Annotated in this window: 13 protein-coding genes and 1 pseudogene; 6 read left to right on the plus strand and 8 right to left on the minus strand. The window is 69.2% G+C overall.

Annotated elements, in window-relative coordinates; translation table 11 throughout:
• A partial coding sequence (locus F3H32_RS18165) for a calcium-binding protein (protein WP_149765841.1) occupies positions 1 to 1,395 on the plus strand: 1,395 nt, incomplete at its 5' end.
• 509 nt (positions 1,396 to 1,904) lie between these two features.
• The gene (locus tag F3H32_RS10600; protein ID WP_115757073.1) at positions 1,905 to 2,603 is read left to right on the plus strand and encodes a sugar transferase; all 699 of its coding nucleotides are present in this window, start codon (positions 1,905 to 1,907) and stop codon (positions 2,601 to 2,603) included.
• On the opposite strand, the gene F3H32_RS10605 is transcribed toward F3H32_RS10600, so the two are convergent.
• Positions 2,597 to 2,821: a hypothetical protein gene (locus tag F3H32_RS10605; protein WP_149765826.1), complete on the minus strand. Its 225-nt coding sequence runs from the start codon at positions 2,819 to 2,821 to the stop codon at positions 2,597 to 2,599. The genes F3H32_RS10600 and F3H32_RS10605 overlap by 7 nt on opposite strands.
• A gap of 175 nt (positions 2,822 to 2,996) precedes the next feature.
• On the opposite strand from F3H32_RS10605, the gene F3H32_RS10610 reads away from it, so the two are divergent.
• Entirely contained in the window at positions 2,997 to 4,202 is a 1,206-nt protein-coding gene (locus F3H32_RS10610) for a glycosyltransferase (RefSeq protein ID WP_149765827.1), read from the plus strand.
• On the opposite strand, the gene F3H32_RS10615 is transcribed toward F3H32_RS10610, so the two are convergent.
• The 5 genes from F3H32_RS10615 to F3H32_RS10635 form a co-directional block, all read right to left on the minus strand.
• A complete protein-coding gene (locus F3H32_RS10615) occupies positions 4,183 to 4,806 on the minus strand; it encodes a 4'-phosphopantetheinyl transferase family protein (RefSeq protein WP_149765828.1) in 624 nt (207 codons plus the stop codon). The two genes, F3H32_RS10610 and F3H32_RS10615, sit on opposite strands and share 20 nt — an antisense overlap.
• Positions 4,803 to 9,416, minus strand: coding sequence for a MupA/Atu3671 family FMN-dependent luciferase-like monooxygenase (locus tag F3H32_RS10620; protein ID WP_149765829.1), 4,614 nt, complete (start codon positions 9,414 to 9,416; stop codon positions 4,803 to 4,805). The genes F3H32_RS10615 and F3H32_RS10620 overlap by 4 nt, the downstream gene beginning before the upstream one ends.
• Complete coding sequence (locus F3H32_RS10625; protein WP_149765830.1) at positions 9,413 to 10,402, minus strand: glycosyltransferase family 2 protein; 990 nt, start codon at positions 10,400 to 10,402, stop codon at positions 9,413 to 9,415. Before F3H32_RS10625 ends, F3H32_RS10620 begins: the two co-directional genes overlap by 4 nt.
• Positions 10,402 to 16,695 carry a type I polyketide synthase gene (locus tag F3H32_RS10630; RefSeq protein WP_149765843.1) on the minus strand — a complete coding sequence of 2,098 codons (6,294 nt, stop codon included), beginning with the start codon at positions 16,693 to 16,695 and terminating at the stop codon, positions 10,402 to 10,404. The genes F3H32_RS10625 and F3H32_RS10630 overlap by 1 nt, the downstream gene beginning before the upstream one ends.
• A gap of 99 nt (positions 16,696 to 16,794) precedes the next feature.
• A complete protein-coding gene (locus F3H32_RS10635; RefSeq protein ID WP_149765831.1) occupies positions 16,795 to 18,231 on the minus strand; it encodes a hypothetical protein in 1,437 nt (478 codons plus the stop codon).
• A gap of 117 nt (positions 18,232 to 18,348) precedes the next feature.
• Between F3H32_RS10635 and F3H32_RS10640 the strand changes: the two genes are divergently transcribed.
• Complete coding sequence (locus F3H32_RS10640) at positions 18,349 to 19,128, plus strand: WecB/TagA/CpsF family glycosyltransferase (RefSeq protein WP_149765832.1); 780 nt, start codon at positions 18,349 to 18,351, stop codon at positions 19,126 to 19,128.
• A 6-nt stretch (positions 19,129 to 19,134) separates the two neighbouring features.
• On the opposite strand, the gene F3H32_RS10645 is transcribed toward F3H32_RS10640, so the two are convergent.
• On the minus strand, positions 19,135 to 20,823 hold the full coding sequence (locus F3H32_RS10645) for a calcium-binding protein (protein WP_149765833.1): 1,689 nt from the start codon (positions 20,821 to 20,823) through the stop codon (positions 19,135 to 19,137).
• Between the two features lie 479 nt (positions 20,824 to 21,302).
• Positions 21,303 to 22,142: a 2-keto-4-pentenoate hydratase gene (locus F3H32_RS10650; RefSeq protein WP_149765834.1), complete on the minus strand. Its 840-nt coding sequence runs from the start codon at positions 22,140 to 22,142 to the stop codon at positions 21,303 to 21,305.
• A 158-nt stretch (positions 22,143 to 22,300) separates the two neighbouring features.
• Between F3H32_RS10650 and mutS the strand changes: the two genes are divergently transcribed.
• Positions 22,301 to 24,931 (plus strand): DNA mismatch repair protein MutS, encoded by a 2,631-nt coding sequence (gene mutS / locus F3H32_RS10655; RefSeq protein WP_149765835.1) that lies wholly within the window; start codon positions 22,301 to 22,303, stop codon positions 24,929 to 24,931.
• A gap of 166 nt (positions 24,932 to 25,097) precedes the next feature.
• Positions 25,098 to 25,488 (plus strand): annotated as a pseudogene (locus F3H32_RS10660) (IS5 family transposase); the annotation flags it as partial.

Consider the following 25,488-nt stretch of genomic DNA (forward strand, 5'->3'; position numbering starts at 1 on the left):
GGCGACGGCGGCAACGACACGCTGGCCGGGCATGATGGAAACGACCAGCTCTTCGGCGGCGACGGCAACGATCTGCTGTTTGGCGGCAACGGCAATGACAACCTCGTGGGGGGATCAGGCGCCGATACGTTGCGGGGCGACGGCGGTAACGACACGCTGGCCGGGCACGATGGCGACGACCAGCTTTTCGGCGGCGACGGCAACGATCTGCTGTTTGGCGGCCTTGGCAACGACAGCCTCGTGGGGGGATCGGGCGCCGATACGTTGCGGGGCGAGGGTGGTAACGACACGCTGGCCGGGCACGATGGCGACGACCAACTCTTCGGCGGCGACGGCAACGACCGGCTCTTTGGCGGCCGCGGAAACGATAGTCTGCGCGGCGATGCGGGCGATGATGCGCTGGCAGGCGATGCCGGCGACGACCTCCTGGAAGGCGGAGCGGGCGATGACACCCTGTTTGGCGGCGATGGATACGACCTGTTGCGGGGGGGCGACGGCGCCGATGCGCTAAGCGGCGGCAACGGTCATGACACGCTTTACGGCGACGCGGGCGACGATGTGCTTTATGGCGACCAGGGCCACGACCTGCTTCATGGCGGCGATGGCAATGACAGCTTGTTCGGCGGCGCCGACAACGACGCCCTGTATGGCGAGGCCGGGGACGATTCGCTTGCAGGCGGTCTGGGCAATGACGCGCTGTTCGGCGGTATCGGCAACGACACCGTCCTTGGCGGCGACGGCCACGACCTGATTGAGGGCGGCGATGGCGACGACCGGCTATACGGCGAAGGCGGCAGCGACACGCTTTGGGGCGGGCTTGGCGACGACCTGCTCGACGGGGGCGACGGCAATGACGAACTTTATGGCGGCGAAGGCGGCGATATCCTGGCCGGCGGTGCGGGTCACGACAGCCTGTTCGGCGATCTGGACGACGACCTGCTTGAGGGCGGCGATGGCCACGACCTGCTGGCGGGCGGGGACGGCAACGACACCCTGGCGGGGGGATCGGGCCTGGACACCCTGCTTGGCGGGGCGGGGGACGACCTGCTTGAGGGCGGCGAGGGCGACGACAGCATTCTTGGCGGCGCCGGCGCGGATACGCTCATCGGCGGGCTGGGGGCCGACGTCTTCGTCTTCTCTGCGGCCGAGGATCTGGACGGCAGCAACGATCTCATCATGGATTTCCAGCCGGGCGAGGACAGGATCGATCTGTCGGGCCTGGGCCTGACCTTCATCGGCAGCGACGCGTTCTCGGGACCGGCCCAGGTCCGCGCCGACGCGTCGGAACCGGGCCCGTATCGGCTGCTGGTCGATATGGACGGCGACGGGCAGGCCGAATTGTCCATCGAACTTGTCGGGCTGGACCAGGTGAACGCCGCCGATCTTTTGCTTTGACCGGCGATTAGCCCGATCGGATCGCGCGTGGCTTGGCCAAAGCGTGGCGGGCGGCGTTTGACCCACCCTTGCCGCATGATCGGGGTTTCGACTTGGGCTGGCAGCGACGCGTAATGCAGCCGCTGCCCGAACCCGGCTCTGCATCATGCCGATCACCGGCTGCTTGGGCGCCGGGAAACCCAAATCAATTTCAATTGAGAATTGCAGACCTGCGGTCAGAACATCAACCTGGGATTGCGGATTTCCCCTTCAAAACCGGAACCGCGAATTGAAAAGCTTATCCTTCAACCGACAGTTGCTATTATCCGTCGGAAACAACCTATTTAAATAAAACCTGCATTTGTGCATTATGACCATTCGGCTAGGCCGTAATTGCGAAATTCTGAATATTCCTCTAACTCATTGTTTATATGAGAACCTATACTTTTGGGCAGGATTGAATTTCATTCTAGTTTTATCGATCCGCCCAGTTATACTGCGATGGTGTGACGAGGACAGGTTTTTAAAAAATGCAGCACGCAACGGATTTCGATATCGAGACGATCGACGCGGTGCTGCACGCCGCCCCCAATGAAAGCACCAGCGAGCCGGTTGCGACGCGGTCCATTTATGCCCGCTTCCTGAAAAGGCCGCTGGATCTGGTGGCGGTGATGCTGGCGGCACCGTTCATCCTGCCATTGGTATTGATCCTGGCGCTGGTGATCTATTGGCATGGCGAACGGCCTTTCTATACCCAGCTTCGCGTCGGGCGCTCGGGCCGCAGCTTTCGGTTGTGGAAGCTGCGCACCATGGTCGAGGATGCGGAAACCCGGCTGGCCGAATATCTGGCCACCCATCCCGAGGCCAAGGCGGAATGGGACCTGACGCAAAAGCTGAAGAACGATCCGCGCATTACCGCGTCGGGGCGTTTCCTGCGCAAGACCTCGCTCGACGAATTGCCGCAATTGTGGAATGTGCTGCGCGGTGACATGAGCATTGTCGGCCCGCGTCCGATGATGCTGGAACAGGCGCAGCTTTATCCGGGCGCGGATTATTACCACCTGCGGCCGGGCGTGACCGGGCTGTGGCAGATTTCGGATCGAAACGACAGCAGCTTTGCCGCCCGCGCCACTTTCGACGCCCGCTATGCCAGCGAATTGAGCCTAAGGGGCGATATCGTCATTATCGCCCGGACGGCCGGCGTGGTGATGCGCTGCACCGGCTATTGAACGCTGCGCTGGCCCGTGTCGCGCATCTCTTGCCGCTCGATGCATCGAAAGCGCCGCCAAGCCGCGAACAGGGTCGCCGCAACGCCGCTGACGACATAGACCAGCAGCGCCGCCCAAAGCGACAGGTCGAATGCGACAAATCCGATCAGGGCGCTGGCCGCGGCAACGGCGATACCGATGGTCAGGATGCCAGTCAGGAGCCTTCTCCACGAATGCACATGTTCTCAGTTCAATAGTGCCAAAGAAACCCGGAATCGCCAGACAAGTTTTGGTGTCTGCGGCGGTATTACTGCATATCCGCCCGATGTTAAGCACAAATAAGCGCCATTCAGCCGAAAAGATCGTCCATGATCGCGGCACAGCAGCTTTTCTTTCTGGACAAGGATTGCCCCCTTGCGAATCGGTTATCTGGTCAACACCTATCCCCGCCCCTCGCACAGCTTCATCCGCCGCGAGATCGCCGCGCTGGAAAACCAGGGGGTCGAGATCCATCGCCTGGCCATGCGCGGCGATGCGGGCGCGCTGTCCGATCCCGCCGACCTGGCCGAACATGCCCGCACCGAACGGGTGCTAGAGGCCGGGGCCCGGCGCCTGCTTGCCGATCTGGGCCGGCGGGGCGCGGCGCGGCCGGCGGCGCTGGCGCAGGCGCTGGCTCTGGCCCGGCGCCGGGCGGGTTCGGGCGAATCCAGCCTGGCCCGGCAGATGATCTATCTGGCCGAAGGGGCGCGGGTCGCCGCCCGCGCCCAGGCTCTGGGGCTGGCGCATATTCATGCGCATTTCGGCACGAATTCGGCGCGTGTCGCCGGTTATGCGCGGCTTCTGGGCGGGCCGCGCTTCAGCTTTACCGTCCACGGCCCCGAGGAATTCGACAACGTCCAGGCGCTGGACCTGCGCGGCAAGCTGGCGTTGGCCGAGTTCTGCGTGGCGGTCAGCAGCTATGGCCGGTCGCAGCTTTGCCGTTGGGCCGATACGGGCGACTGGGACAAGATCCATGTCGTGCATTGCGGGCTGGACCTGGACCGCTGGGCCGATCCAGCCCCCCTGCCCCCCGGTCCGTTTCACTTGGTCGCCGTGGGCCGCTTTGCCGAGCAAAAGGGCTTCGGCCTTTTGATCCGCGCCTTTGCGCGGGCCTGGCGGCGCGATCCGGGCCTGCGCCTGTCGCTGGTCGGGGACGGGGAGTTGCGCCCGCAGACCCAGGCGATGGTGGCCGCCCAGGGCATGGGCGATGCGGTTAAGATCCTGGGCTGGCAGGACGAGGCGGGCGTGTGCGCCGCGCTGGACGCCGCCCATGCGCTGGTCGCGCCCAGTTTCGCCGAGGGCCTGCCGGTGGTGGTGATGGAGGCGATGGCCCGCGCCCGCCCGGTGATCGCCACCTATATCGCCGGCATCCCCGAACTGGTCCGTCCGGGATCCGAAGGCTGGCTGGTTCCGGCCGGGGACAGCGAGGCGCTGGCCGAAACCATGCTGCAAGCCGCCCGAACCGCGCCCGAAACGCTGGCCGCCATGGGTGCCCGCGCCCGCGCCCGCGTCACGGCGCGCCACGACATCCGCGAATCCGCCCGGCGGCTGGCGGCGCTGTTCAGCCGCGCCACAGGCTAAGCGCCAGCCAGCAGCCCGCCGCCCGTCCCCAGCGCCCGCCGATCAACCGCGCGCCCAGGCAGGCGCGGAACCGCGCCGGGCCGATCACCGCCGGCACCGCCCGGAAATCCAGCATCCGCCCGGTCAGCGGATATTGCGCCTTGAACATCGCCTCCTTGGCGCAAAAGGCCAGCAAGGAATCCCCGCCGCCCCTTAGGCGAAAGGGCATGACCGTTTCGGCCAGGCCCGGCGGCAGGGCGCGATCGCAGGGTTCCAGATCGACGCCCAGGCTGGCCCCGCCCGGCGGGGCGGCGATGGCGATGCAATAGTTGCCGCTATGGGACAGGCTGGCGCGGATTCCCGGCGGCAAGTCCGGCTGGCGGTCGGGCCGCGCGGCAAGGGGCCGGCCGGCGGGCAGGTCATGCCCCGCCTCGCGGATCGCCGCCCGCAGCGCCATGCGGCCCAGGGCGAATTCTCGCCGCCGCTTGGGGACGGCGCGGGCAATGGCCTCGGCCTCCTGGGGCAAAAGCGGGGCGGCTTCGGCCGCCAGCGGCAGCACCGCGCAGCCATAACCCGCGGGCAGCAGGCGCCGCGCCAGCGCGTCAAGGGCCGCGGCCCCGCTCACCTTGCGCCGCGCAACTGCGCCCGCAGGGCCCGGCGCCGGGCCATGGCATCATCGGCCGCCAGGGCAGGCTCGGGCATCGCCGCCGGTGCCGGCTGGGGCGCGGGCGCAGGCGCCTGCGCGACCGCCGCGCCGGCCGGCGCCAGCACGGCGACATGTTTCAGGAAATCCGCCATGACTGGAAAGCGGAAGATATCCGTCACCCCCAGCCGCGGCAGCGCCAGCCGGTCGCGCAGGGTCCGGTGAAGCTGGATCGCCAGCAACGAATGCCCGCCAAGCGCGAAGAAATTGTCGCGCGGGCCGATCTGCCCGACGCCCAGCACCTCGGACCACAGCGCCTGCACCGCCTGGGCCAGATCCTCGGTCGGGGCGGCCATGGCGGGGGCGGCGGTCTTGATGGCCGCCACCGGCGCGGGCGCCTGCGCGACGGCCCCCGGCACCGGCAGGTTCTTGCGGTCGATCTTGCGGTTCGGGGTCAGCGGCATCTTGTCCAGCCGGATGATCCGCCCCGGCACCATATGCGCCGGCAGATGCGCGACCAGCGCCTCGCGCAGCGCCTTTTCGCACAGATCGCCCGCGCCGGTGACATAGGCCACCAGCCGCTTGTCGCCGGGCAGGTCCTCGCGCACCAGCGCCACCGCCTCGCGCACGCCGGGCAGGCTGGCCAGCCGTGCCTCGATCTCGCCCAGCTCGATGCGGAAGCCGCGCAGCTTTACCTGATGGTCGGCCCGGCCGATATAGTCCAGCCCGCCATCCTCGCGCCAGCGCACCAGGTCGCCGGTGCGATAGATGCGCGCCCCCCAGGGCGCGCCGCGATCCGCGGGCACGAAGGCATCGGGGCGAAAGGCCGCCGCGGTCAGGTCCTCGCGCCGCCAATAGCCGCGCGCGACGCCATGGCCGCCGATCCACAGCTCGCCCGGCGCGCCGGGAGGCACCGGCTGGCCCTCGCTATCCAGCACGTAAAGCTGGGTATTGGCGATGGGCCGGCCCAGCGTCACCTCGGCCCCGTCGGTCAGGTCGGCCACCGTGGACCAGATCGTCGTCTCGGTCGGGCCATACATATTCAGCACCCGCGCCCACGTCGCCGCCCTGATTTCGGCCAGCAGCGAGGGCGGCAGCGCCTCGCCGCCCACCATCACGCATGTCAGCCCGGCCATGGCCGCCGCCACCTGCGGATCGGAGACCAGGATGCGCGCCATGCTGGGGGTGCATTGCAGATGCGTCACATTCCAGCGCCGGATCTGCGCCGCGATCGAGAAATCGCCGTCTTCGGGTTCGGCGCCATGCGGGTTCACCTCGGCCCGCAGCCGCGCCAGCAGCGGGAAACCGGCCATGACCTGATCGGGCGCGATGCCATAGTCGATCAGGCAGGCGATCTCGCCCACGCCGATGGCCTTGAGCTGCTCGACCCGCGCGATCCCGTCCTCGAGGGAGCCGAACAGGCCCGAATCCTCGAAATAGCGCAGGAAGGCGAATTCCAGGATGCCGTCCAGCTCTTCCTCGGAAAGCGAGCCCAGGTCGATGGCCATCGGGTTGGTCATGCCCGCCGGGCGACGAAAGGCCGGAAAGTCCCAGGCATATTGCTTGACCAGCGCCGCGGCGCTTTTCAGGTAGTTCTTCATCGGCTCGCGGGCGATCTCTCGCGCCGTCTCGCGATCCTCGGCCAGGCAGGTATGCAGCATCAAGGTGACGGTAAAGCGCGCCGGATCATGGCCGGCCTCGCGCAGCGCGGCGTGGTAATCCTTGATCCGCGCCGCGACCGTGTCGATGCTTTGCCCCAGCAGGTGGGTCAGCACGTTCATGCCCAGCCGCCCGGCCTCGATCCAGGTCTCCGGGTTGCCGGCGACGGTCATCCACAGCGGCAGTTCCCTTTGCACCGGACGCGGCTGCGTCACCACGCCGAACATGCTGCCATCCTTGCGCGGGAACTCGACCGCCTCGCCGCGCCACAGCCGGCGCAACTGCTCGACCCCCTGGGCCAGCGCCGCCTTGTTGTTCGGCGGCGCGTTTTCCGGGCGCAGCACGAAATCGTCCGGCTGCCAGCCCGAGGCGATGGCCAGCCCCGCCCGCCCCGAGGTCAGGTTGTCGATCACCGCCCATTCCTCGGCCACCCGCGCGGGGTGGTGCAGCGGCAGCACGCAACTGCCGGCGCGCACGGCGACGTTCTTGGTCACCGCCGCCACCGCCGCGCCGGAAACGGCAGGGTTCGGATAGGGACCGCCGAAGGCATGGAAATGCCGTTCCGGCGTATAGACCGCGACGAAGCCGTTCTGGTCGGCAAAGCGCGCGCCCTCCAGCAGAAGCTGGTATTTCCTGGGCCCCGGCCCGTCATCATTGCCCCAATAGAACAGGCTGAAATCCATGCCGCCCGAAACCTGGGGCCGCGGCTGCACGGGGGCCGAGGATACCGCTAGCCGCGATTCCTCGCCCGCGATCACCAGCCGCAATCCGCGCGCCAGCGACCAGAAGATCTCCAGCACCGAGATGTCAAAGGACAGGCTTGTCACCGCCAGCCAGGCATCGCCCGGCCGGTGCGGGATCACCGCGTCCATGCCGGCAAAGAAATTGGCGACGTTGCGATGCTCGACCATCACCCCCTTGGGCCGGCCGGTCGAGCCCGAGGTATAGATCAGATAGGCCAGGTTCTGTGGCCCGACGGCGCTGACCGGCGCGGCCACCAGCCCATGCGGCAGGTCGGTCGGAATGCCCACCACCTGCGCGCCATGCGCCGGCAAGCGGTCGGCCAGCCCGTCCTGCACCAGCACCACCTGGGCGCCGCTGTCCTGGATGTAAAGCTCGATGCGGTCGGCGGGGTAATCCGGGTCCAGGGGCACATAGGCCCCGCCCGCCTTCCAGATCGCCAGCGCGCCGATCACCATTTCGGGCGAGCGGCGGGCGAACAGCCCGACCGGCTGGTCCGGTCCGACGCCCATCGCCACCAGCTTTGCCGCCAGAGCATTGGCAGCGCGGTCAAGCTGGCCGCGGGACAGAATGCGATCCTCGAAGGCCAGCGCCACGGCATCCGGGTCGGCCGCGGCCGTCTCGGCGATCAGTTCGTGGATGCAGGCCAACCGCAGTTCGACCTGGGTGGCGTTGCGGGCGACCAGCAGTTCCTCGCGCTCGGCCGCGTCCATCAGCGGGATGTCGCGTAGCGCGGTGGTGCCGGGCAGCGCCAGACCCGCGTCCAGCGCACGGGCCAGCCGCTGCGCCTGCGCGGGCGTGACGCGGGCGGGGTCGTGGTCCAGCCAGGCGTCGGTTTCGGTCAGGGTCACGGTCACCGCCGCGCCATTGACCGGGCCGCCGACATCCAGGCTGATTGCCAGGTCCGGCGTGGCCATGTCGCGCAGTTCGGGCGCACGGCGCAGCAGGTCGGCCATGAAAAAGCCGCGCCTGGCCTGTTCGGCGACCTGCGCCGCCAGCGCCTGCCCCAGATCGGCCAGCCTGCGCTCGCCCGGCGCCTCGACCGCCAGGGGCTGCCAATCGGCGACGATCCCGGCCGCCTGAGGCTGGGCCGCGGGCCGCAGCGCCAGGTCGAACTCGGCCTGCCCTGCCAGCCGCGCCAGCAGCGAGGCGGCCAGCGCGATCCGCTCGGGCCCGGCGCCGGGCAGCAGTTGCACGCGCTGGCTGGAACCGGAGCCCTCGCCCGGCAGCACCGCCGGGTTCATCCGCGCCAGCCGCGCCCGCCACCAGCCGTCATGCGGCGCCGCCTGCGCGGCCAGGTCGGTCAGCCGCGCGGCCTCCTCGCTGGAAAGCGGCGGGATCACCGCGCCGACCGGGGGCAAGTCGCCGGCAAAGCGCAGCCGCACCGCCCCATCCGCCGCCGCGATCAGCGCCGAGGCGCCGTCATGGGACAGCACCGTGCCGGGCGGGGCGTCGGCGGGCTCGATCCCCTCGAAACCCGCGACCAGCAGCACGCTATCGGCCAGCCGGACCTTGGGCATAGCCAAGGGGTTCCAGTAGCCGCCATGGTCAAGGCCGCGCACCAGCGCGCCGATCCGCGCGGCGGCAGCCGTGAAATCCAGCACCGCCGCCGCCTCGGGGCGCTTGTCGCGGCCGACATAGCTGCGGCTTGCCAGGTCCTGTTTCACCCGCTGCGTGCCGCCGCCCTCAAGCTGCGTCACCACATCGGCAAAGCTTTCGGCACCGCGGGCAAAGCAGCGCGCGTTCAGCGTCAGCGCGGTGTCGTCCTCGCGGATCTCGAACAGGCGCTGGGACAGGATGTCGCCCTCGTCCACGCCGCCCTCGATCATATGCCAGGTGACGCCGTGCTGCGGCTCGGCCCCGATGATCGCCCAGACCGGGGCGTTCAGCCCCGCCAGTTTCGGCAGCGGCCCATCGTGGAAGTTGATCGCGCCCAGCCGGCCGCGCGCCAGCATCTCGGGGCGCAGGATCGACAGGTTGGCGACGCTGAACAGCCAGTCGGCAGACGGCGCATCGGCGGCCAGCGGCGCATCCTGGTCCTCGACCGCCAGCCCCGCGCCCTGCGCCCAGTCGCGCAGGTCGGGATTGCGCGTCACCACGGCATTGATGCGGTGCCCGCGCGCCAGCAGCGTTTCGGCCGCGTGGCGCAGCAGGGATTCGTTACCCACCAGAATCGCGGAAAATTGCGTCATGGCTTACCCTTTTCAACATGAACGGGCTTTGGTTGCGGGCGAAAGGCGTGGCGCGCCAGCAGCGCCAGATGGCCCGGCGGACCGTCCGGCTTGCGCCCCGACAAAAGGCAGCGCAGGCGGAACAGCCCCGCGCCCCCCAGATGGGCGACCGTGGCCCAAAGCGCACCCAGCCGCCCGTGATGTTTCTCGAAATAGCGCCGCCGCGAATCGTACCAGTAATCCGGGGCGCGCTTCCATTCCTTCATGCCGGTGCTGACCGATCCGATATGCAGCACCAGGCTTTCGACGACGTAATGCGTCTGCCAGCCCGCCCGCGCCGCGCGGCGGCACAGGTCGGTTTCCTCGTAGTAAAGAAAGAACCCCTCGTCGAAGAGGCCGATGCGGTCCAGCACCTCCATGCGGATCATCATCGAGGCCCCCGCCGACCAGTCCACCGGCCCGGAAACCTGCGGTTGCGGCAAGGCCACCACCTTGCGGCTAAGCAGGCGCGAGATCGGGCCGGTGCGGCTTGACGCCTCGAACTCGCCCAATGCCGAGGGAAAGCGAAAGGCGGTGCTATGCGGCAGGTCGTCGGTGCCGCGCAGCCGCGAACAGGCGATCCCGGCCCGCGGATGCGCGCACAGGTAATCGACCAGCGCCCGGATCGCGCCGGGCTGCGGGATGGCGTCGGAATTCAGCAGATAGACCAGGTCGGCGCGGCGCCCGTCCGGCAGGCCCCGGCGGATGCCGTGGTTGTTGCCGGCGCCAAAGCCGCCGTTCCAGCCCGATTGCACCACCGCCACCCGGTCGGCGGGCCAGCCGCGCGCTTGAACCTCGGCCTGCATCGCCTGGAAGCTGCCATCGCCGGAATCATTGTCCACGATGGTCAGCCCGCCATCCAGGCCCGCCATCTCGTGCAGCGCCGCATCGGCGGCCTGCAAGGACATCGCGGGCGTGCGCCAGTTCAGCACGATGACATGGACGCTGGGCATGGCTTTGGCCGCCATCACTCTGCCGCCCTGGCTTGCGCCGGGATGTCCGCATCCGCATCGGCCAGAATCTGGCGCAGGACCGAGGCCATGCGCCGCACATTCGGTTCCAGCACCATGGAATCATGGTCGCCCGGCACCTCGATCACCCGCAGGTCGGGCATCCAGGGCGTCCAGCCATTGTCCGCGGCGACATAATCGCGGCCGGAATTGATCCAGCGCCCGCCCGTCGCCTTCCAGCGCTTGTCCAGCGGCGGGCGCAACAGCGCCACCGGCCCGTCCCAGGCCGAAAGCCGCAAGCCGGGCAGCGCCGCCAAAAAGGCGGCCTCGATAGCCAGGTCGTGAAAGGCGCCGGTGGCCGGGGCCGCTGCCTCGGCCTCGGCGGCGCGGGCCTTGCTGCGGCGCCGGAACTCATAGGCCACGCGGTCGCGCAGCCAGGTCCAGGCAAAGCCCGCGCCGCCTTCGCGCAATTCGCCCAGGCGGATCATCAGCCGGTCCAGGCGGCCGACCGGCTCGCGCAGCGGCAGGGGCGTGTCCAGCATGACCAGCATCGCCACCTCTTCGCCCGCGGCGCGCAGCTGCCGCGCCATCTCATAGGCGGTCAGCCCGCCGCCCGAAAAGCCGCCGATCAGATAGGGTCCGGTCGGCTGCACCTGGCGCAGTTCGGCGATATAGTCGCGGGCGGCATCGGCGAAATCCTGGTGCGGCTTGTCATCGCCCAGAAGGCCGCGCGCCTGGATGCCCCAGAAGCGGCGATCCGGCCCCAGCCGCTGCGCCAACTGGCGCAGGTTCATGATATTGCCGAACATGCCGGCGACCATGAAAAAGGGCGTGCCCGCGCCCCGCCCGCCCATGTCGACCAGGAAGCGGAACCGCGGCCGGGCCGCAACCGGCAATTCGCGCAGGTTGTCGGGCGAGACCGGCTCGCGCGGGCCGGTGCGTTCCTCGACCAGCGCGGCAAGCTGGGCGATGGTCGGCGCCTCGAAGAGCGTCGAGATCGGCAGGTCCACGCCAAACGCCTTGCGGACCTGACCGAACATGCGCACCGCGATCAGCGAATGGCCGCCCAGATCGAAAAAGCTGTCCGCGGCACCGACCTGGGCGATACCCAAAAGCCCGGACCAGATCGCCGCCAGTTCCGCCTGGATGCCCGGCGCCGGGGCGACGAAATCGCTGTCCAGGTCGGGACGCTCGAAGCCCCCTTCGGCGGGCGCGGCATCCTCGACCACGCCGGCCTCGGCGATCAGCGCCGGCAGGTCCAGCGACGAGACATAGACCTGCGAAAGCCCGGTCGAGATCGCCCGGCTCAGCATCGCAGGCCCGATGGCGGCCGGGATGCCCTGGCCGATATTGTGCTGCAAGCGGCGCTCGGCCGGGGACAGGCTGCGCGGCGGCTGGCTGCGCGCGGGCGTGGCGGCGAGGGCCGCCGCCAGCTTGCGCAGGGAAAAGCCCGTGATTTCGGCGACGACCGTGCCGTCGGGCGCGGCCAGGGTGATGTCGAATTGCGCCATGCCCTGCGCGTCGCTGTTCTCGCCGGCGTTGCGGATGCGGCTGACCACCTGCGCCGGCAAGGGCGCGTAAAGCCGGATCGCGCGATAGCCCATCGGCACCCACAGGTGATCGGGCGACCAGCCGCGGATCAGCGGCATGGCCCAGCCGGTGGCGATGTCCATCAGCGCCGGATGCGCCAGCCATTCGCCGGCCTCGGCGGCATATTCGGGGGCCAGCGACAATTCCGCCACGCCCTCGTCCCCGGCGATGCGATAGCGGCGCAGCACCTGCCAGCGCGGGCCGAAATCCATCCGGCTCTGCTGCGCCGAAGGCAGCGCCGCGCCCTGCCCGTCCCGGTCCCACGGCCCGCGAACGGCCAGCGGCTCGGGCGCCGGTTCCTGCAAGCCCGCGACCAGGGCCGAGACATTCGGCTCGCCCTGCGGGTCGTCCAGGATCTCGATGCGCATCGCGTCGCCCTCGGGCAGGACGCGGGTGCTGACCAGCGCGGTGTCGGAGACCAGCACCGGGCGGCGGAATTCCAGGTCGCGGATCGCCAGCGGCAGGCTCAACCCGCATTCCAGCGCCGCCTCGGCCACCAGTTCGATCCAGCCGGTGCCGGGCATCAGCGCCTGGCCCTGGGCGGTCTTGTGGCCGCCGATGATCCAGTCCTGCATCTTCAGCGCGGTGCGGAACTCGCGCCCGCCCGGCATGGGCAGGCTTTGTTCCAGCAGCGGCCGACCCTGCGGCACCGCCACGGCCAGGGCAGTATCCAGCCCCATCGCCCGCGCCGCCATGCCGGCATCGGCCCAGACGCCCCAGTTGACCGCGACCACCCGGCCCAAGGCCACCGGGGCCGAGCGCGCCACCGCGTTCAGGTATTCGTTGGCGGCGACGTAATCCGCCTGCCCCGCCGGCGCGATCACCGAGGAGGTCGAGGAGAACAGCACCGTCAGCTTCGCGGGATTGTCCGCCAGCTCCTCGATCAGCGCGCGTGTGCCCAGCAGTTTCGGCGCCAGCACGTCCCAGGCCTCGTCGTCGGTCTTGGCCGCGATCAGGCTGTCGCGGATCACGCCCGCCGCGTGCAGCACCACGTCCAGGCTGCCGAAGCGCGCCCGCGTCTGGGCCACGGCGCGGGCCATGTCCTCGGGGCTGGTCACGTCGGCGCGGATCGCCAGCACCTCGGCCCCCAGCGACTCCAATTGCCGGACCGAGGCCATGACGGCGGGCGAATCCACCCGGCCGCGCGTGGTCAGCGCCAGTTTCGCGCCGCCGCGCCCTGCCAGTTCGCGGGCGATGGCCTGGCCGATGCCGCCGAAGCCGCCGGTGATCAGGCAAGCCGCGCCCTGCGGGATGGCGGCCATGCCGTCATCCTCCAGCGCCACCCACTCCAGGCTTTGTTCGAACCGCCGCCCGTCGCGCCAGGCGGCGATGGCGGCGCCCGAGGGGGCCAGCGCCTCTTCCAGCAGGTTGGCGGCCAGCGCATCCAGGCCCTTCGCGGCCAGACGGATGTCCACCAGGCGGGCGCGGATATTCGGCATCTCATGCGGCAGGACGCGGATCGGCCCGGCGGCGGTGGCCTTTTCCGGCACCGGCGCCGGTTCGTCCGCCACGCGCAGCGCGTCATTGCAGATGGCGATCAGGTCCAGCTTGGCATCCGGCAGTTCGCCGCCGATGGCCTGGGCCAGGTGCAAAAGGCCGAAAAAGCCGCGCTCCAACTGGCTGTTGAGCAGGCTGGAGCCGGGGCGGAACCTTGCGCCTTGCGTCACCGACCACAGATGCAGGATGCGGTCCGGCACCATGTCCTGCCCGGCCAGCGCGGCCAGCAGCATCTCATAGCCCTCGCGGTCGGATTCGACCGGCAGCAGGAAGCGGCCGTCGCCGCCCGAAACCGTCTTGTCGGCGAAGGTATCGCCCACCTCGACCACGGCGACGCGCTGGCCGCGGGCGCGCAGCCCATGGGTCAGGCGCGCGGCAAGGCCCAGATCGTCGGCAAAGACCAGCCAGTTCCGCACACCCTGCGCGACCGGCCCCTGCGGCCCGATCTCGATGGCCGGCGCGGCCAGTTTCCAGGCCGGGCGCCAGCCCCATTCCGCCGGTTCCTCGATGCGCGCCTGTTCCTCGGCGGCCTCCGTTGCGACATTGGCCGAACGCTCGATGAAATAGCGTTTGCGCTGGAAGGCATAGCCCGGCAGCGACAGGCGCTGGCGGCGGGCGTCGCCCCAGACCTGGTCCCAGTCGATCTGCCCGCCGCAGGCCCAGAGCCGCGCCAGCGCCGCCATGAAATAGCTGTCGTCGCCGGTCGCATGGTCGCGGTGGCGCAGCGTGGAAATCACCTGGTTGGCGGCGACCGCCGGATGCGCCTTGGCCATGGCCTGCATGGCGCGGCCGGGGCCCACTTCGACGAATACCCGCCCCGGCACCTGCGCCAGATGGGCGATGCCATCGGCAAAGCGCACCGTGCCGCGCAGATGCGCGACCCAATAGTCGGGACTGGTCGCCTCGGCCGCCGTCAGCGGCAAGCCCGAGCGGTTCGAGATGATCGGGATCTGCGGCGCATTCAGCGGGATCGAGGCGAGATAGGCGCGGAATTCGTCCAGGATCCCGTCAAGCAGCCGCGAATGCGCGGCGATGGAGATGGCGATGCGCTGGCATTCCACCTCGCGCGCCGCCATGCGTTCGGCAAAGCGGTCCAGCGCCGCGTCAGGCCCCGAGACCACCGACAGGCCCGGCCCGTTCACCGCCGCCAGGTCCAGCCCCAGCGCGTCCAGATCGGCGGCGAAATCATCAGGCGCCAGCGGCACCGACAGCATCCCGCCCGCCGGCACCCGGTCGAACAGCAGCCCGCGCAGGCGCACCAGGCCGATGCAATCGTGAAAGCTCATCACCCCGGCGATGCAGGCGGCGGTATTCTCGCCCATGGAATGGCCGATCAGCGCCGCGGGGGTCACGCCCCAGGAAATCCACAGTTGCGCCAGCGCATATTCGGCGATCATCAGCAGCGGCAGTTGCAGCGAGGGCTGCAAAAGCCGCCGGTCCGCCTCGGCCTCGGCCCCCGGCTCGGGCAGCCACAGCGCCCGCAGGTCGGTGCCATGCGCGGCCGCCATGTGGTCCAGCCCGCGGTCCATCCATTCGCGGAAGACTGGCTCGGTCTGGTAAAGCCCGCGCGCCATGCCGGCATATTGCGCGCCGCCGCCGGGCAGCATGAATACCGCCTCGGCCGGGTCGCCCAGCGGCTGGTGGTCAAAGACCAGGCGCGGATCGGGATCGGCCAGAAGCCGCGCCGCCTCGGCCGCGTCATGGGCGACCAGCACGCGGCGGCGGTCGAACTGCCGCCGGCCCTGGGTCAGGGTAAAGGACAGGTCGGCCATGTTCACGTCTGGATTGGTCCGCAGCCAGCCCGCCAACGCGGCCGAATTGGCGTCCAGCGCCGCCTTGCTGCGCCCCGAGACGGCGATGATGTGAAACGGCCAGTCTGATTCCCCCGACGCCTTGGCCAAGGGCGGTTCCTGCACGATCACATGCGCATTGGTGCCGCCGACGCCCAGCGAGTTCACCCCGGCGCGGCGCGGCCCCGGCAGCGGCCAGTCCGACAGCCGGTCGTTGACCTGGAACGGCCCGCCGTCAAAGTCGATGGCGGGGTTCGGCGCCTCATAGCCCAGGCTGGCGGGGATCTTGCCGTGATGCACCGCCAGCGCCGACTTGATCAGCCCGGCGCTGCCGGCGGCGGTGTCCAGGTGGCCGATATTGGTCTTGACCGAGCCGATGCGGCACGGCCCCTGCCGTGTGCCGTCCGAAACCCGCGCATAGGCCTGGTTCAGCGCCGCGACCTCGATCGGGTCGCCCAGCGCGGTGCCGGTGCCGTGGCATTCGACATAGCCGACGCCGTCCGAACTGACCCCGGCCATCGCCAGCGCCTCGGCCACGGCCTGGGCCTGGCCCTCGACGCTGGGGGCAAGATAGCCTGCCTTCGAGGCGCCGTCATTGTTGATGGCCGAGCCCTTGATGACCGCCCAGATATGGTCGCCATCGGCCAGCGCATCGCGCAGCCGGCGCAGCGCCACCACCGCCGCGCCGCTGCCGAACACGGTGCCCTGCGCGCGATGGTCAAAGGCGTGGCAATGCCCGTCGGGCGACAGGATCTCGTTTTCCTTGTAAAGATAGCCCAGCCCCTGTGGCAGCTCGATGGTGACGCCGCCGGCCAGCGCCATGTCGCATTCGCCGGAATTCAGCGACTGGCAGGCCATGTGGACCGCCACCAAAGAGGTCGAACAGGCGGTCTGCACGTTCACCGAAGGCCCGGTCAGGTCAAGGACATGGCTGACGCGGGTGGACAGGAAATCCTTGTCGTTTCCGGTATGGCGCAGCAGGAAATGGCCGACGCCATCGACCAGATCGCGGTTCGAGCAGACATTCCAGTAAAAATAGCTGCCCATGCCGCAGCCGGCCCAGACGCCGATATTGCCGGCGAACCGCTCGGGCAGATGCGCGGCATCCTCCAGCGCATGCCAGCAGGTCTCCAGGAACTTGCGGTGCTGGGGGTCCATGATCGCCGCTTCCTTGGGCGACAGCCCGAAGAACTCGGCATCGAATTCGTCGAACTGGTCAAGCGGGGCGGCCGAGGGGACGTAGTTCGGGTCCGACAGCCGCGCCCGCGACTCGCCCCGCGCGATCAGGTCGGCTTCGGGGATGCGCCGGATCGCCTCGATCCCGCGGCACAGGTTGTCCCAGTATTCCGCGACGCCCGCCGCGCCCGGCAATTGCGCCGCCATGCCGATGATAGCGATATCACTGTCGTCCACGGCGGTCTTGTCCAGGGCCATGCGGTGCCTCATGCAACTATGAAAAGCCCTTGTGGGCGGCAATGATTTAACAACTGGCGGGCGTATTCCGGCATAGCGAATCCGGCGCCTTGGACCAACCTATAAAACCGTCCGCAAGCCTGCCTTTTTAGGCAGAATCCGCGCGGATTCGGGGGAATCGTCCTGATTTCCGGCCTGGTCGCGGATACCAAGGCGCAGCCTTCGGGCATTGCCCAACAGCGCGCCGGCGGTCAGCCAGGTCAGCGGCGTCAGCGTCGCATTGGGGATCAGGTCCAGCAAGTTCATCGCCAGCATCAGCGCAACCGCGCCCAGGATCACCATTTCTTTCTGGCGCGGGGGATGCCTGCCGCCCGGCATTGCCCGCCACAGCGCGAAGATCGGCGTCAGCAGCAGCAGGAACTGCGCCAGATAGCCAAAGACGCCGCGCGCCCCGATCAGGATCACCCATTGCCCGTCGGGAACCGAGGCCAGGCGGCCGCTATAGGGGTCGTAGAACAGCGACCGCCCCCATCCGCCCCAGCCAAAGACCGGCCGCTCCATGGCGCGCGCCAGCAGGGCCTCTTCGTTCATCAGCCGGAACTCCAGCGAGCGCCCCCGCTCGGGCGAGATGGACAGCGCCAGGTCCACGATGCCTTGCAGCGGCATCCACGAGGTCGTGCGCAGCGTCGGATAGGCAAGCGCGACCGTCCCCACCACCGCCGCCGCCAGAACCATCGTGCGCGGCCGGGCAAAGGCCACCAGCGGCGCGGCCATCAGCGCCTGCAACAGCGCCCCCGCCGATTTGCACAGGATGACGATGCAGCCCAGATAGGCCGCGATCAGCAGGTTGCGCCGGGTGCGGTGGTTGCGCGCAATGGCGATGGCGGCCAGGAACGCCGTCATCGTCATCAGCGCCACCCAAAGCGGATGTTCCAGAAACACGATGGGCCTGTAGCCGCCATAGCGGATGGTCTGGATGAAATCATGCTGGAAATAGCCATAGACCCAGACATTGATCTGCGGGCTCAGGCGCAGTTCAATCAGCATGGGAATCGAATAGCACAGGACCCCCAGCAGCAGGCAGCGGCTCCAGAGTTCGGCCCCCTTGGCGTTCCACAGCAGCTTGTAGCCCATCAGAAAGGGCAGCAGTTGCAACACCTGCACGATCAGGTCGCCCACGCCCTGGCTGATCGACATGGCCGGGCGGTAGTTCACGCCATCGACCAAGGGGTCGGGATTGGTCATGGCCGTCAGCAGCGGCGAGGCGAAGCTGATCGCCAGCAATCCCGCCACCCAGGGGCCCATGGGCGGCGGGGCCGGCTCGTCGGCGGCGCGGTCCTTGGTCACGAACCAGACCATGACCGCGGCGGCCAGCGCCGGCACCATGTGCTTGTTCAGGCCCGGAAAGGCCGGCAGGTCGATCTCGACCAGTTGCGGCAGCAGCAGATAGCCGGCAAGGATCGACCAGACCATCGCCCGCGGCCGCGCCATGCGCTGAAACAGCACCGCCACCACCAATGGCCAGCCAAGCAGCACCAACAACGCCAATAGGGGCATGGCCCGACTCCCGTCCTGCGGCAGGGCCGCCTTGTGGACCGGCGGCGGCAAGGGCGTTGCATTCCCTTCGCCGCCAACCCATCCTGCCGCCAGTTCCGGCCCGACCCGAGGCGCATCATGCAGTTCAGCTTTCCCGACGGCAATGCCATCCGCGTCAACTGCCGCGATTCCGCCGCGCTGCTGGACGCGGTGCGCCGGCGCCTGGCCGAGGGGCGGGGCTTCGCCATCGCCACGATCAATGTCGATCACCTGCAAAGGCTGGGCGAGGACCCCCGCTTTCGCGCCGCCTATGCGGCGCATGACCTGATCTGCGCCGATGGCAATCCCATCGTCTGGCTGTCGCGCATCGCCGGACGGCCGGTGGCGCTGGCGCCCGGATCGGACCTGGTGCTGCCCTTGGCGGCCGAAGCGGCGCGGGCCGGCCTGCCGGTGGCGCTGATCGGCAGCAGCGACGAATCGCTGGCGCTGGCGGCGCGCAGCATGCAGGCGGCGGCTCCGGGGCTGCGGGTGGCGCTGACCCGCGCGCCGGGCTTCCCGTTCGACCCGGCGGGACCCGAGGCGGACGACATCATCGACAGCATCCGCGCATCCGGCGCCCGGCTGTGCTTTCTGGCGCTGGGTGCGCCGCGGCAGGAACTGTTCGCCATCCGCGCCCGCGACGCGCTTGGCGGCGCAGGCTTTGCCTCGATCGGGGCCGGGCTCGACTTCCTGTCCGGCCATCAGCGCCGGGCGCCGCAATGGCTGCGCCGGCTAAGGCTGGAATGGCTGTGGCGGATGCTGTCGAACCCGCGCCGGCTGTTCTGGCGCTATGCCAAGGGCTTCGCCATCCTGCCCGGCCATATGGGCCGGGCTCTGGCCCTTCGCGCGCGGACGCCTGGGGCGCGGCGGCAGCCCTAGCCGCGCTTAGCCCCAGTCGAAATGCAGCCCGTCCGCCTGCGCCAAAGCCTCTAGCGCGGTTTGGCCGTCCTGCGGCAATTGCTGGCGGTATAGGTCCAGAAGCGCGCCGGGGTTCCAGTCCGCGGCATCGGCCGGGCCGGCGGCAAACCAGCCGGTATCGCTTGCCCCCGGATCGTCGGCCGCAACTTGCGCCGCATCTGCCTGCGCCTTGGCCAGGCCGGGATCGGCATCAGCGGCCAGGGCGGCGGCCTGGGGTGCGGCATCCGGTTCGGCCTGTGCCGCGCGCAAGGCCGGGGCCGCGGCCCGCCCCTCTTGCGCGGCAGGCTGGGGGATGCCCATCTGATGCAGCATGGCGCGGGTCAGCACCGCCGCATCCACCCCTTCCAGGATCAGCCGCTCGCCATTGGGAAAGCTCAGCACCGCATTGGCCCCCTGGGCCGAGACCCGCACATCGCCCAGATCGACCCGGTTGCCCTGCGCGTCATGCAGCCCCGAGACGTTCAGCCGGTCGCCCAGGCGCAGCACGCCGCCCGCATCGCGCATGTCGCCGACCTGAAAGGCGCGGATGGTATCCGTGCCAAAGCCGTCGTTCAGGATCAGCACGTCGCGCGCCGTATCCCGCGCGGCCAGGGCGCCATTGGCGGCATAGACGTCCTCGGTCATCGAGATGAAGTCGTTGCCGCGCCCGCCATTGATGGTATCGGCGCCCTCGCCCCCTTCGATCGTGTCGCGGCCGGCGCTGCCGGTGATGCGGTCGTCGCCCCAGCGGGTGTTGATATGCAAACCCGGCGCGTTCAGCCCGATGGCGGCATTCGCCGCGGTGACGGTGTCCCGGCCCTCATGGGTCCAGAACAATTCGAATTCGCGAAAGGTCAGCGTGCCATTGCCTGGGGCATAGCTGGCATGGCCGGCGCCGCGGCCGGTAAAGACCACATGGGCGCCGGTGCTGTTCTCGCCATCGCCCTTGGCCCAGACGTTCAGCAGGTCGTTGCCGGCGCCGCCGACCAGCGTGTCGCGCCCGATATTGTGGATCGGCGCCATGCCGCCATTGTTGCCCCAGCGCACATTGTCGTCGCCTGCGCCGGCATGGCCGAAATCATTGCCCTGCGACGGCATCAGCAGGTCGTTGCCATTGCCGCCGTAAATGCTGTCATTGCCGTTGCCGCCTTCCAGCACGTCGTTGCCCGGCCCGCCATGCAGATAGTCATGCCCGCCACCGCTGTTGATGGTGACGCCGTGGACGGGGGTGTGGTCCGCGCCCGACCCGCGCGCCGCGTTCAGCCGGGCGCCCTGGGCGCTGATCCAGTCGTTCCCGGCCCCGGTCTGAAGCCGTTCGATACCCCAGAAGTTCAGGCGGTTGCCGAACGCGTCCTGGGCATGGCCATGCTCGGTGGTGGTGAAGGTGACGCGAAATCCGCCGCCGCCGTTCAGATGCAGCCGGTCGCCACCCGACAGCGCGCCATAGGGATCGGGATCATAGCGTTCGCCCGCATTGCCGCCCTGATAGATGTCCAGGTTGCCGCGCGACGCCGGATCCTGGTCCCAGATCAGCACATCCGGTCCCGGCCCGCCATGCACGGAATCGCTGCCGCGCCCGGCATTCAGCGTATCGCGCCCGGCATTTCCGGCGATGGTGTCGCGCCCTGCGGTTCCGTGCAGGCTGTCATTGCCCGCCGCTCCAGAAATCACCGCCATCCTGTCCCCCGTTCGATGCTTTGGCGAAAGGGGTTTTTCCCCATCTCGCGGCTCCGGGGCGGATTAGAGGCCGGCGGCCCATGCGGGGCAGCTGTCCTTTCGGACAGGAAAAGGGCGCGATTTTGCCAGTTTTTCGCCCGCCGGTTGTGAGCGGGTTGGCGGCCGGACCGGCCTTCCCCCAGCCTGCGCCGCGGCGTGGACAGCGGTGAACGGCAGGGGCGCGGCTGGCCGCGGCGAATCGCCTGCATCCCAGGGCTGAAGCGCAGCGGGCCGCCGCCACCCCCGGATGCTCAACCGCCAAGGCCGGTATTTCGCGGCCCGCGCCGCCCGGCAGGCGCCCCCCGCGGCCCGCGTCGCGGCCGCGCGCGCGAAAACCCGCCCGCCCCGGCGGCGCGCCGGGCAGCTTTCCGCCGGCCAGCGCCGCCGCTTTCCGCCGCCGCGCGGCGGCACCGGGTCGGGCGGGGCTGGGGGCCCAGGGGTCAGGGCACCAAGACCAGTCCCACCTTCATCATGCGGCCGCCGATACGATATTCCGCCTCGATCCTGTGGCCGGGCCGCGCCGGGTGCAGCGCGCCCATCGTCCCCAGCGAGATCACCGAGCCGGGCTTCAACTCATAGCTGCCCTGTTCGACCAGCCACAGCACCACGTCCAGCGGATGGTCCAGCAGCATGTCGCCCGAGCCGGTCTCGATGGTCTTGCCGCCAAGCTTCAGGTTGACCGTCAGCGCCGCAAGATCGGCGACCGGGTCCACCAGTTCGGCGATGGCGATGCCCCGGCCCAGCACCCCGCGCCAGGGGGTCATGCCATAGGCCATCATCAGTGGCGCGGTCGGCTGCACGTCCTTTTGCAGCGCCAGATCGGGCAGTTCGATAAACGGCCGCACATCCCTAAGCGCGGCGACCACCTCTTCGCGGCTGCGGGCCTGCATGATGGCGGAACTGCCGACCGTCACCACCAGATCGGCCTCGAAATAGGCGGCGCGGCTGCCGCCCAGGCTGAGCCGCGCCCCGTCGGGCAGCAGCATGGGCGCAAACAGCGCCCCCGCCGCCGGCTCGTCGATGCCGAACCGCTCTTGCGCGGGTTTCGAGGTGAAGCCGACCTTCACCCCCACCGGCGCGCCCAGCTCGGACTCCAGCACGCTGCGAAAGCTGGCATAGGCGCAGCCCGCATCCTCGACCGAGCGCACCAGCGGATCGGGCAGCCGCTGGCCCGCGATCCAGCCGCGCGCCGCATTCTGCATCAACGAGACGTCCGGGCAGGCGGCTACGGCCACGCCCGCCAACGGCAGCATGATTGCGCCCAGAATCGCCGACTTCATCTTTTTTGCCCCTTGGCTGCTTTTCCGCCAGACGATGCCGCAACCGGCGCCGGCTGTCACCGGATTTTTCGCGTCCACACCGCGGCTTGGCGGCATGCTGTTTGCATCGGCGCCCGCATCCCCTAGAACGTCTCCGACCGCAGGCGACAGGGCAGGACATGAGCGATCAACCCACCCCGATGATGGCGCAGTATCTGGCGATCCGCGACGCCAATCCCGGCGCGCTGCTGTTCTATCGCATGGGCGATTTCTACGAGATGTTCTTTGACGACGCGGTGGCCGCCGCCGCCGCGCTGGACATCGCGCTGACCAAGCGCGGCACCCATCAGGGCCAGCCGATCCCGATGTGCGGCGTGCCGGTCCATGCGGCCGAATCCTACCTGCTGACGCTGATCCGCAAGGGCTTTCGCGTCGCCATCGCCGAGCAGATGGAAGACCCGGCCGAGGCCAGGAAGCGCGGCGCGAAATCCGTGGTCGCCCGCGACGTGGTCCGCCTTGTCACGCCCGGCACCCTGACCGAGGAATCGCTGCTAGAGGCGCGGCGGCACAATTTCCTGGCCAGCTTTGCCACGGTGCGCGAGGATGCGGCGCTGGCCTGGGTGGATATCTCGACCGGCGCCTTTTGCGTCATGCCCTGCCCGCCGGCGCGGCTGGCCCCGGAACTGGCGCGCCACGCGCCGCGCGAATTGCTGGCGGCCGAGGGTTCGAACCTGGCAGAACTTGCCGCCGAGGCGGGCGCTGCGCTGACCGAACTGCCCGCCGGCAGTTTCGACAGCAGCGCCGGCGCGCGCCGGCTTTGCGCGCTGTTCGGGGTCGAGACGCTGGACGGGTTCGGCCAGTTTTCCCGCGCCGAACTGGCCGCCATGGGCGCCATCGCCGATTACCTGGAGCTGACGCAAAAGGGCCGGATGCCGCTGATCCGCCCGCCGATGCGCGAGGCGCTTGGCGGCGCCATGCAGATCGACGCCGCCACCCGCCGCAACCTGGAACTGACCCAGGCGCTGTCGGGCGGGCGCGAAGGCTCGCTGCTGGCCGCCATCGACCGCACGGTGACAGCGGGCGGCGCGCGGCTTTTGGAACGCCGGATCAGCGCGCCGTCGCGCGACCTGGACGAAATCCACGCCCGCCAGGCCGCCGTGGCGCATCTGGTGGACGATCCGCGCCTGACCGCCGACCTGCGCGAGGCGCTGTCGCGCGCCCCCGACATGGACCGCGCCCTGTCGCGCCTGGCGCTGGAGCGGGGCGGGCCGCGCGACCTTGGCGCGATCCGCGCCGGGCTGACGCAAGGCGCGGCCATCGCCGCCATGCTGGGCTGCGACGACATCGCCGTGCTGGCCCAGGCCGGCCGCGACCTGACTGGCCATGACGCGCTCATCGACCTGCTGGACCAGGCGCTGGTGGCCGAGCCGCCCCTGCTGGCCCGCGACGGCGGCTTCGTCGCGCCGGGCTTCGATGACGAGCTGGACGAAACCCGCCGCCTGCGCGACGAAGGCCGCGGCGTCATCGCCCGCATGCAGGCCGATTACATCGCCGAAACCGGCGTGCAAAGCCTGAAAATCAAGCATAACAACGTCTTGGGATACTTTATTGAGACGACTTCGACCCATGCGGAACGGATGCTGGCCCCGCCGCTGAACCAGCGTTTCATCCACCGCCAGACCACGGCGAACCAGATCCGCTTCACCACGGTCGAACTGTCGGAACTGGAAACCCGCATCCTCAACGCCCGCGACCGCGCGCTGGAGATCGAGCGCGAGATCCTGGCCCGCCTGACCCGCGCCGCGCTTAAGCGCGCCGGACCCATCGGCCAGGCGGCCCGCGCCCTGGCCGAGATCGACCTGACGGCCGGTTTCGCCGACCTCGCCTCGGGCGAGGGCTGGGCGCGCCCCGATGTCGACGCCAGCCGCGCCTTTGTCGTCGAGGGCGGCCGCCATCCGGTCGTCGAGCGCGCCTTGAAGCGCAAGGGCGAAGCCTTCGTCGCCAATGACTGCGCGCTGACCGGCGGCGAGACCCCGGCGATCTGGCTTTTGACCGGGCCGAACATGGCCGGGAAATCGACATTCCTGCGCCAGAACGCGCTGATCGCCATCCTGGCCCAGGCTGGCGGCTTCGTGCCCGCCCGCCGCGCCCATATCGGCCTGGTCAGCCAGCTTTTCAGCCGCGTCGGCGCGGCGGACGACTTGGCGCGCGGGCGCTCGACCTTCATGGTCGAGATGGTGGAAACCGCGGCGATCCTGAACCAGGCCGACGACCATGCGCTGGTGATCCTGGACGAGATCGGCCGCGGCACCGCGACCTGGGACGGGCTGTCGATCGCCTGGGCGGTGCTGGAATACCTGCACGGGCGCAACCGCTGCCGGGCGCTTTTCGCCACGCATTACCACGAGATGACCTCGCTTTCCGCCCGCCTGCCCGGCGTCGAGAACGCCACCGTCGCCGTGCGCGAATGGGAGGGCGAGGTGATCTTTCTGCACGAGGTCAGAAAGGGCGCCGCCGACCGTTCCTATGGCGTGCAGGTGGCGCGGCTGGCGGGGCTGCCGGCTGCGGTGGTCGAGCGCGCCCGCGACATCCTGCACCAGTTGGAAAGCGACGAGCGGCGGGGCGCGGGCAAGCCCGCAGCGCTGCTTGACGATCTGCCGCTGTTTCGCGCACCGGCCGCGCCCCCCGCGACCAGGACCCAGCCTTCGGCGGTCGAGGAACGGCTGCGCGGCCTGAACCCCGACGCGATCAGCGCGCGCGAGGCGCTGGACCTGGTCTATGAATTGCACGGCATGCTCGACCGCGGCTGAAAAGGCGGATTTTTCGGCAAATTCTAGGCGTTTTTTGGGACCTTTCCCGCCGGAAATCCGGCCCGCGGTTACCGGCTGGTAACGATTGGCGGGCTAGGGTCTGTTGAGTATCAGGATTCCCCTGTCAGCTGATTTCTGATTCAAGCTTTCCAAACGGGAGGTTTGGATGCCAGTTGAACGCTACATCGTCACGGATTGCCAGTGGGCGAAGATTGAGCCGCATTGCTTGGGCAAGAAGACCGATCCCGGCCGAACGGGCGGTGATGCACGCCTTTTTCTCGAGGCGGTTTTCTGGATCGCTCGGACTGGGGCGCAATGGCGCGATCTTCCGGAGGAGTTCGGGAAATGGAACTCGGTCTACCGCCGTTTCCGGGATTGGGGTGCCGCGGGAGTATTTGAGCGTATCTTCAAAGCATTGTCCGATGATCCCGACATGAAAATGGCGATGATCGACGGAACAATCGTAAAGGTTCACCGCCACGGACAGGGCTCAAAAGGGGGACTCAAAGTCAAGCGATAGGCAAGTCGAGGGGCGGCTGGACGACCAAGATCCTGGC

Origin of the sequence: Paracoccus thiocyanatus, assembly GCF_900156255.1 — a bacterium.
GTDB classification, from domain to species: domain Bacteria; phylum Pseudomonadota; class Alphaproteobacteria; order Rhodobacterales; family Rhodobacteraceae; genus Paracoccus; species Paracoccus thiocyanatus.

Excerpts from the sequence above, each read along its gene's own strand:
- F3H32_RS10600 (WP_115757073.1), top strand. The coding sequence starts at position 1,905 with ATGCAGCACGCAACGGATTTCGATATCGAGACGATCGACGCGGTGCTG.
- F3H32_RS10620 (WP_149765829.1), bottom strand. The coding sequence starts at position 9,416 with ATGACGCAATTTTCCGCGATTCTGGTGGGTAACGAATCCCTGCTGCGC.
- F3H32_RS10625 (WP_149765830.1), bottom strand. The coding sequence starts at position 10,402 with ATGGCGGCCAAAGCCATGCCCAGCGTCCATGTCATCGTGCTGAACTGG.
- F3H32_RS10630 (WP_149765843.1), bottom strand. The coding sequence starts at position 16,695 with ATGGCCCTGGACAAGACCGCCGTGGACGACAGTGATATCGCTATCATC.
- F3H32_RS10635 (WP_149765831.1), bottom strand. The coding sequence starts at position 18,231 with ATGCCCCTATTGGCGTTGTTGGTGCTGCTTGGCTGGCCATTGGTGGTG.
- F3H32_RS10640 (WP_149765832.1), top strand. The coding sequence starts at position 18,349 with ATGCAGTTCAGCTTTCCCGACGGCAATGCCATCCGCGTCAACTGCCGC.
- F3H32_RS10645 (WP_149765833.1), bottom strand. The coding sequence starts at position 20,823 with ATGGCGGTGATTTCTGGAGCGGCGGGCAATGACAGCCTGCACGGAACC.
- F3H32_RS10650 (WP_149765834.1), bottom strand. The coding sequence starts at position 22,142 with ATGAAGTCGGCGATTCTGGGCGCAATCATGCTGCCGTTGGCGGGCGTG.
- mutS (WP_149765835.1), top strand. The coding sequence starts at position 22,301 with ATGAGCGATCAACCCACCCCGATGATGGCGCAGTATCTGGCGATCCGC.